Genomic DNA, 8,656 nt, shown 5'->3' on the forward strand with positions numbered 1-8,656 from the left:
GCCACCCCGTGCCCGACAACCGACCCCCCGGCCCCGAAAGCGGCCGAAAGAGTAACAACGTGCGCACTCACCCCCAGTAAATGCCCACCGCACCCCCACCCAGAACCGCTCCACGGCTCGTAGTGCCGACGCCGGGTTGCAGGGGGCCGCCCCCTGGGGTCGCCCCCTGGGCTAGAACAGCGCTGACTGCAGGGACCTGCGTGCCTTTGTCACTCGCGGGTCGTCCGGGGGGAGGAGTTCGAACAGCGACAGCAGGTGTTTGCGTGCTGTGTCGCGGTCGTCGCCCGCGGTGCCGCGCACCGCGGTCACGAGGCGTTCGAATGCCTGCTCCATCAGGCCGGAGATCATTTCCACGTCCGCCGCGCGGATCTGCGCCTGGACGTCGCCGGGCTTCGCGGCGGCCTCTTGGAGGGTGCGCTCGGGGTCGTCCAGCTCCTGGACCCGCTTGCTCAGATCGACCAGCGCGATGCCCTGCTTGGCCCGGGAGTCGCGCGGGTCGGCGGCGAGGATCTCCTCGAAGGCGGCCTTGGCGCCGTCCAGGTCGCCGCGCTGCAGGGCCTCCTCGGCGCGCTGGGTCACCGGGTCGGCCATCGGCGCGTCCGCGGCGCCGGCGGGCTGCTCGCCTTCCGGGGCGTCGGGCAGGATGCCCTCCTTGCGGAGCGCCTCGAAGAGCTGGTCGATGGCCTGGCGCACCTGCGGTTCGGGGGCGGCGCCGTTCAGGAAGGGCAGGAGCTGCCCGGCGACGACGGCCGCCACGAACGGGATGCCGCGCACGCCCATCTGCTGCATGTACGCGCCGAGCTGCGGGTTGGCGTCGATGTCGACCTTCGCCAGGATCCACTTGCCGGCCGCCTCGGTGGCGAGCTTCTCCAGGATGGGGCCGAGCTGTTTGCACGGGCCGCACCATTCGGCCCAGAAGTCGACGAGGACGGGAACGGACTGCGACCGCTCCACGACCTCGGTGTTGAAGGTCTGGTCGGTGACGTCCACGACGTACTGGCCGGTGGCGGCGCCGGCACCGGCGTCCGCACCGCCGGGCTGGGCCTGGCGTCCCTGCTGCTTCCTGGCGGCCGACTGACGCGCCCCCAGGTCGATGGCCCCGTGCAACGAAAAGTCCCGAGAAGGCATGGGTCCATCCTGCCCCATGAGCGCGCGTCGCCGTGCGCGCGTCCGCTCCCAGCGGAGCGCGGCGCCCGGCCCCGGAGGTCGGACTCGCCGCAATTAGTCGCACAATTCAGCCTTTGTCGTCTTTTTTGGAATTCACCACCGCGGGCGTCCGGCAAAGATTCGAGACGTCCTGCTGTAAAGGCGAAAAGATTGCTGGCAGCCATCACCAAGCCCGGTTATAGTCACGATGTCGATGCATCGCGGCACGGCAAAAGCGACCGCGCGCCGGGCCGCCGAACGGCGGCGGGGACGGCGGGCACCGCATGGCAGGTTGGGGGACCTAGGCCACCGCGGACGTACCCGGACACGGGAATCGCGCCCCGGCGCCGCGAGGGCATGACGAGCAATGGGGGGAAATCTGTGATCGCGGAGCATTCCGTGATCGTGGCCCGAGGATTGGGTGTCCGCCGCGGGGGGCGGTGGCTCCTGCGCCCGGTGACCTTCGGCGTGCCCGAAGGCGTGGTCGGCCTGGCCGGTCCACCTGGTGCCGGTAAATCCACTCTGCTGGCCACGTTCGCGACCTTGCGCAGGCCGAACGCCGGCGCGCTGCACATCCTCGGACACGACGTCGCGCACGCCGCCGGGGTACGGGCCGCGCGGGCCGCCATCGGCTACCTGCCCGCCCGGTTCACCCGGGCGGAGCACATGACGGCCGGGGAGTTCGTCGAGTACGCGGCCTACTACAAGCGGACGAGCGCGTCCGCCGCGCGTTCCGTCGTGCGGCGCCTCGACCTCGCCGAGGCCGCCGGGACCGAGCTGGCGCTGCTGCCGCCCGACGTCCGGCTGCGCGCCGGGCTCGCCGCGGCGTGCGTCCACGAGCCCGACATCCTGCTGCTGGACGACCCGTTCGGCGAGCTGTGCGCCGCCGCCGAGCCCTGGCCCACCGGCGCGGGCGGCCCCGGGCGGCACGCGCTGACCGCCGCCATGGCCGAGCTCGTCCCGGTGCTGCGCACGCTCGCCCCGGCGGTGCTCGTCACGGCCGACGCCCCCGAGACGCTCACCGGCTGGTGCGACCGCCTCCTCACGCTCGCCCGGGGCCGGCTGACCGAGCAGGCCACCGGCTCGGCCGGCGCCCGCCGCGGCCGGAGCGCCGCCGACCGCCGCGCCGCCGACCAGGCCGGGCCGCCGCCCCCGCTCGTCCCGGTGAAGCGCCGGCCCGCGCGGCCCGCGCCGCCGCAGATGACGCTGCCGAGCGTGCCGCTGCCGCAGCTGGCGAGGCTCCGGGTGCGCAGGCCGCCCGCCGGAAGCGCCACCGGTGTCTGACCTCGGGCGGGTGCTCCGGCTGGACGCCCGCCGCACGGCGCTGCTGATCGCGATGCCGGTCCTCACCGCGGTGGGGACGGCCGCCGCCGCGCCGTCGCTTTACCCGGCCGTCGCGTACTGGGACAACGCCGTCGTCGCCCTGATCAACGCGGTCCGCTTCGTGGGCCCCGTCGCCGCGGCGCTCGCCGCGTGGACCACGGTCCGGGAACGTCCGCTCGACTACCTGCGCGACCTCACGGCGCGCTCGCCCGCCACCGGCGCGCTGTTCGACCTGCTCCTGCTCTCCGTCGCCGCGCTGCTCTCCTACGCCACGGTCACGACGCTGGTCGTCGTCGTCACCCTCGCCCGGGACGGCGCCGGGCACCTCTACCTCGTGGGCGTGGCCGCGGGCGCGACGTCGCTCGTGCTGCACGTCGTCGCCGGCTACCTCATGGGACGCGCCGTGCCGCACCGCGCCACGGCCGGGCTCGTCCTCGTCGTGACGTCGCTGTGGGCCGCGCTCCGCGTGCCCGGAATGTCGTGGTGGAGCCTGCTTCCCCCGGCCGGATTCGACCACATCGCCCTGTTCACCACCCTGCGCCCCCGCGTGCTCCTCGACCAGGTCGCCTGGACGGCCGGACTGACCGCCGCGCTGATCCTCGGCTACGTCGTGTGGGTGACGCGGCGGTTCCTGGTCGTCCTCCCGCTGCTGGTCGCGCTGGCCGCGACGGGCACCGCCACGCTCGGCCTGCGCACCTCCGAGGGGACGGTCACGCCCGTCCACGCCGAACCGGTGTGCCGGGAGTGGCCGATCACCGTGTGCGTCCACCCCGCGCTGCGCAACGCGCTGCCCGGCCTGACGGCGGCGGCCACCCCCCTCGCCGCGCGCCTCAGCGACACGCCCGGCGCGTTCACGCGCGTGGAGCAGCGCCCGGCGTGGAAGCCCGTCTCGGTGTCGGGCGGCGTCGCCACCGTCCACCTGGACGAGACGCTCTCACCCGGATACGCGGCACGGGCCGTCCGGCAGATCAGCCGCAGCCTCCGCGATGTGCACGCGTGCGCGGCCTCCCCGGACGTCCCCGACCACTACCGCGCGCTGGTGGACGCCTGGCTCCTCGACGAGGCTCCGCCGGCCGTCCCCGACGCCCGCGCCGCCCGCCGCTTCGCCTCCTGGAGCGAAGCGCGCCGCCGCGCCTGGCTGCGGCTCAACTTCGCCGACTACCGCTCCTGCACCCTGGGGCCGAGTGACTTCCTACGGGGCGCTTAGCGCACTGGTGGACGCGAAGGTGAAGGCGGCCCGTGCCGAGTGACTTCCTACGGGGTGCTTGAGGCGGGCGCACCCGCCGTGTGCGGCGGCCTGGTCCAGTGGCGCTCGACGAAGAAGGGCGCGACCGGCAGCACGGCCGCGGCCGCCGCGAGGACCGTGCGCTTGAGGTCCCAGCCGAGCGGGTCGCGGACGAGGAACACCATCCCGACGTAGGCCATGAACAGGACCCCGTGGATCGGGCCGGCCAGCTGGACGCCGACCTCCGCGTCCGCGCCGTACTTCAGCGGCATCGCGATCAGCAGCAGGGCCAGGAAGGAGACCGCCTCGGCGATGGAGACCACACGGAAAACGCGAATCATGTCCACGCCGGGGCAACGTGCGGCTCCCCGCCCGGGTTTCCCTTCACACTATGGCTTCGCTCACACGGACACGGAGCTAACCGGCTCGACAGGTAAGGGACGGTCCTTGCGGGAATGTCCCGTACATGGCTCGCTCGGAATCGAAGAAGGACTCCCCCCGATCGCCGTCCGCCGTCCGGTCCCGGCCACGGTGGCGCGGACTGCTCACCCCCGCACTGCTCATCATCGCGACCATCGCGATCGTGCTGGTGGCCCAGCAGGCGCTGCGCGGCCTCCCCGGCTGGCTGAACCCGTTCGGCGTGGAGACGAAGGACCGCAGCGGGCCCGTCCTGCTGAAGTCGATCCGCGACCTGCACCGCTACGAGGCGGCCAGCGGCAACTTCCAGGTCGTCGTCGACCTGGAGAAGGACGCGAAGTTCCTCCCGGACTCCCTGCGCGGCAACCGCACGCTGTTCGTCGGCAACGGCTCCGTGGACGCCTACGTCGACTTCTCCAAGGTGGGCGACGGCGCCGTCCAGGTGAACGCCGACCGGACGGCCGCGACCATCACGCTGCCGCCCGCGCAGCTCGAGCGGACCAACCTCGACCAGAAGAACAGCTACGTCTACTCCACCGAACGCGGCCTGATCGACCGCTTCGGCGACTTCTTCAGCAGCAACCCCAACAACCAGCAGCAGCTCTACGTCCTGGCGGCCCAGAAGATCCAGACCGCCGCGGACCAGAGCGGCCTCAAGCAGCGCGCCGACGCCAACACCAAGACGATGCTGGAGAACATGCTCCGCGCCCTAGGCTTCACCAAGGTCACCGTCCAACAGCAGCAGAACCCCCAGTGACCTCAGCCACCGCCGCGACCGCGCGACGACCTCAACCGTCGCGATCGCGACCGAAGGCAGGTTCCGAGCCTGCGAGGAACCTGATCGCGCAGCGAGCCGCTAGGCGAGTCGGAGCGATGCAGCGATCGCGCGTGGTCCGATCGGTGGCGAGCCGCTAGGCGAGCTACCGGGTCGGGACACGAATAAGCAGCGCGTCTCCCTGGCCGCCGCCGCCGCAGAGGCCGGCGGCGCCGAGGCCGCCGCCGCGGCGCTTCAGCTCGTAGGCGAGGGTCAGGACGATGCGGGCGCCGGACATGCCCACCGGGTGGCCGAGGGCGATGGCGCCGCCGTTGACGTTGACCTTGTCCGGGCCGACGCCGAGGTCGCGCATCGACTGGACGCCCACGGAGGCGAACGCCTCGTTGATCTCGATGAGGTCGAGGTCGGCGACGTCGAGGCCGTCCTTGCCGAGCGCGTGCTTGATCGCGTTGGCGGGCTGGGACTGCAGCGAGTTGTCGGGGCCGGCGACGTTGCCGTGCGCGCCGATCTCGGCGAGCCACGTCAGCCCGAGCTCCTCGGCCTTGGCCTTGGACATCACGACGACGGCGGCGGCGCCGTCTGAGATCTGCGAGGACGAGCCGGCGGTGATCGTCCCGTCCTTGCTGAAGGCGGGGCGCAGCTTGCCGAGGGTCTCGGCCGTGGTGTCGCCGCGCACGCCCTCGTCGGCGGAGAAGACGACCGGCTCGCCGCGCCGCTGCGGGATCTCGACGGGGGCGATCTCGTCGTCGAACAGGCCGTTCTTGACGGCCTCGGCGGCGCGCTGGTGGGAGCGGGCGGAGAACTCGTCCTGCTCCTCGCGGGAGATGCCCAGCTTCGCGTTGTGGCGCTCGGTCGACTCGCCCATGGAGACGCCGTCGAACGCGTCGGTGAGCGCGTCGTAGGCCATGTGGTCGAGGACCTCGACCGAGCCGTACTTGTAGCCGCCGCGCGACTTCGGCAGCAGGTGCGGGGCCTGGGTCATCGACTCCATGCCGCCGGCGACGACGATGTCGAACTCGCCGGCCCGGATCAGCTGGTCGGCGAGCGCGATCGCGTCGAGGCCGGACAGGCAGACCTTGTTGATCGTGATCGACGGGACGTTCATCGGGATGCCCGCCTTGACGGCCGCCTGCCGGGACGGGATCTGGCCGGCGCCCGCCTGCAGCACCTGGCCGAGGATCACGTACTGCACCTGGTCACCGGTGATCCCGGCGCGCTCCAGCGCCGCCTTGACCGCGTGCGCTCCGAGATCGGCGGCGGAGAAGTCCTTCAGCGAGCCCGTCAGGCGCCCGATGGGGGTGCGTGCTCCGGCGACGATCACGGACGTGGTCATGAGGGGGCCTCCAGGATGGTGCTGCGGCGACGTTTGCCACCATACCCAGGAGAACCTCGTCCGGTTCAGTTCGCCCCCGCCTGTCCGCCCGAGTAGGGAGAAAGCCCATGCTGACCCGTATCGACCACATTGGCATTGCTTGTCACGATCTCGACGCCACCGTCGAGTTCTACAAGGCGACCTACGGCTTCACCGACGCGCACTTCGAGGTGAACGAGGAGCAGGGCGTCCGGGAGTGCATGCTCAAGATCAACGACACCGGCGACGGGGCGGCGAGCTACCTGCAGCTGCTCGAACCGATCCGGGACGACTCCGCGGTGGCCAAGTGGCTCGCGAAGAACGGCGAGGGCGTGCACCACATCGCGTTCGGCACCGACGGGACGGTCGAGGACGAGGCGGCCGGCATCGCGGGCAAGGGCGTCCGGGTCCTGTACGACGCGCCGCGCAACGGATCCATGGGATCCTTGATCAACTTTTTGCACCCGAAGGACTGCCACGGCGTCCTCACCGAGCTGGTGCAGAAGCGCTGACGGAGCCGGGTGATCTTCCGGGGCCGTCGCCACAGGGGCGCGACCGGATCGTGACGTGTTCGATATCACTGCGGCGGACGGCGAGCCTTCGACTGCCGCTCTGTGACCGTTCCGCCACATCTGGTGCATTTGTGGTGCCCGTACCTGGGCCGGGACCGACCCGGAGACGGGGGCCATAAAAGGGACAAAACACGCAGCGCGTCAAGATGAGCCCCCAACACGGCAGTGTCCGGAGTACGCTTCATTCGCCGGAAGAGGTCTGGGGCACTGCGCCCGTCATGCCAGGCGATCAACCGGTCCCCGGAACCACCCGTAGCCCCGTCACATCAGGATTGAGCCACATGCAGTCCGACATCGACGCCCAGCTCAGCAACTTCTTTGAAGACACGCCCCCGCGCGAATTCGACGTGGTGCTCCGCGGCTACGACCGGCACCAGGTCGACGAGCACATCAAGTCGCTCGACAACGAGGTCCGGCAGACCCGCGAGCAGACCCAGGCCCTGCAGCGGGAGCTGTCGGACGCCCATCGGCAGCTGCAGGAGCAGGAACGTCCCACCTACTCCGGCCTCGGCGCGCGCATCGAGCAACTGCTCAGGCTCGCCGAGGAACAGGCCACCGAGCTCGTCCAGGCGGCCCGCTCCGAGGCGAACGAGATCAAGGCCGCGGCCAAGGTCGACGCCGCCGAGCAGCGCGCCACCGCCGAGAACGACGCCGCGGAACTGCGCGCCAACGCCCAGCGCGAGGGCGACGACATGCGCAACGCGGCCGAGCGCGAGGCAGAGGAGGTCCGCACCTCCGCCCGCCGCGAGGCCGACGAGCTGACCTCCACGACCGAGCGCGAGGTCGCCAAGCTGCGCGCGACCGCCGACCACGAGGTCGCCGAGAAGCGCGCCGCGGCCGAGCGGGAGATCGCCAAGCTCCGCACCACGACCGAGCGCGAGGTCGCGCAGCTGCGCGCGTCCACCAAGCGCGAGCGGGACGAGATCCTCACGACCGCCAAGCGGCAGGCCGACGAGATGCGGGCCCAGGCCCAGCGCATCCTGGAGGAGAGCGAGGCCCAGCGCGCCCAGGCCGAGGCCGAGTTCGAGATCCAGCTGGCCGCCCGCCGCGAGGAGGCCGACCGGCAGGACGCCGAGCGCCACTCGGCCGCCCAGGCCGCCACGCAGAAGCTCGTCGCCGAGGCGGAGCAGCGCGCCGCGTCGGCCGAGCAGCGGGCCGCCAAGGCGACCCAGCAGGCCGAGCAGACCCGGCGCGAGGCCGACTCGCACGCCAAGCAGCTCATGGCCAACGCGCGCAAGAACTCCGACAACGTCATCGCCGAGGCCAAGTCGCAGGCCGAGCAGCTGCTCGCCGAGACCAAGTCCGAGGCCGACCGCGTCCGGACGGCGGCGCAGCGCCAGGTCGACGAGCTGACGCGCCAGCGCGACAGCATCACCAGCCACCTCAACCAGCTGCGCCAGCTGATCGGTGGCGTCGCGCCGAATCTGGGCGCCGAGCCCGAGCTGGCCGCGCCGCCGGAGCCGGCCGCGATCCCCGCGGCCGAGCCCAAGCCGGCCCCGCAGCAGGCCGAGCCGCCGCGGCAGCCCGCCGCCCAGCAGGCGAAGCAGGCCGCGCCCGCCAAGCAGGCGGCCCAGGCCAAGAAGTCCGACGAGGACGACGAGGACTGGTGGCAGGAGTGAACCGACCGGTCGCCTGACCGGCGGCCGGAACGTGACGGGAAAGCCTAGAGGCAGCGGCAACGCCTCTAGGCTTTCCGTCGTCTGACCCAGTAGCGCACCGTCCGCGGCCTCGGACGGGTGCCCGGGAACTCAGGACGAAAGAGGAGAGCGGCGTGCCCGACCAGACCCCCGAAGAGGACGGGCCGGAGGCGAGCCCCGGCACGAGCCGCCCCGCCACCGGCCGCAAGG

General features: G+C 72.1%; 8 protein-coding genes. 5 read left to right on the forward strand and 3 right to left on the reverse strand.

What is annotated here, in order from left to right:
* Positions 1-171: 171 nt before the first annotated feature.
* Positions 172-1,128, reverse strand: a complete 957-nt coding sequence (locus tag E1200_RS27790) for a tetratricopeptide repeat protein (RefSeq protein ID WP_165950493.1) — start codon at positions 1,126-1,128, stop codon at positions 172-174.
* 474 nt (positions 1,129-1,602) lie between these two features.
* Here E1200_RS27790 and E1200_RS27795 point away from each other — a divergent pair, with 474 nt between their 5' ends.
* Together E1200_RS27795 and E1200_RS27800 are read left to right on the forward strand one after the other, a co-directional pair.
* Positions 1,603-2,430 (forward strand): ATP-binding cassette domain-containing protein, encoded by an 828-nt coding sequence (locus tag E1200_RS27795; RefSeq protein WP_243708875.1) that lies wholly within the window; start codon positions 1,603-1,605, stop codon positions 2,428-2,430.
* On the forward strand, positions 2,423-3,676 hold the full coding sequence (locus E1200_RS27800) for a hypothetical protein (RefSeq protein WP_131955040.1): 1,254 nt from the start codon (positions 2,423-2,425) through the stop codon (positions 3,674-3,676). The genes E1200_RS27795 and E1200_RS27800 overlap by 8 nt, the downstream gene beginning before the upstream one ends.
* Positions 3,677-3,723: 47 nt before the next feature.
* Here E1200_RS27800 and E1200_RS27805 read toward each other — a convergent pair whose 3' ends face one another.
* Entirely contained in the window at positions 3,724-4,017 is a 294-nt protein-coding gene (locus tag E1200_RS27805) for a DUF3817 domain-containing protein (protein ID WP_243708876.1), read from the reverse strand.
* A gap of 143 nt (positions 4,018-4,160) precedes the next feature.
* On the opposite strand from E1200_RS27805, the gene E1200_RS27810 reads away from it, so the two are divergent.
* Positions 4,161-4,868, forward strand: a complete 708-nt coding sequence (locus E1200_RS27810; RefSeq protein WP_131955041.1) for a DUF4230 domain-containing protein — start codon at positions 4,161-4,163, stop codon at positions 4,866-4,868.
* 163 nt (positions 4,869-5,031) lie between these two features.
* Here the strand turns inward: E1200_RS27810 and E1200_RS27815 are convergent, their stop codons facing one another.
* Positions 5,032-6,219 carry an acetyl-CoA C-acetyltransferase gene (locus E1200_RS27815; protein ID WP_131955042.1) on the reverse strand — a complete coding sequence of 396 codons (1,188 nt, stop codon included), beginning with the start codon at positions 6,217-6,219 and terminating at the stop codon, positions 5,032-5,034.
* 107 nt (positions 6,220-6,326) lie between these two features.
* Here E1200_RS27815 and mce point away from each other — a divergent pair, with 107 nt between their 5' ends.
* Complete coding sequence (gene mce, locus E1200_RS27820) at positions 6,327-6,749, forward strand: methylmalonyl-CoA epimerase (protein WP_131955043.1); 423 nt, start codon at positions 6,327-6,329, stop codon at positions 6,747-6,749.
* A 341-nt stretch (positions 6,750-7,090) separates the two neighbouring features.
* Positions 7,091-8,428, forward strand: coding sequence for a DivIVA domain-containing protein (locus E1200_RS27825; protein ID WP_131955044.1), 1,338 nt, complete (start codon positions 7,091-7,093; stop codon positions 8,426-8,428).
* The last annotated feature ends 228 nt before the right edge of the window (positions 8,429-8,656 follow it).

Origin of the sequence: Actinomadura sp. GC306, assembly GCF_004348665.1 — a bacterium.
Classification (GTDB): Bacteria; Actinomycetota; Actinomycetes; order Streptosporangiales; family Streptosporangiaceae; genus Spirillospora.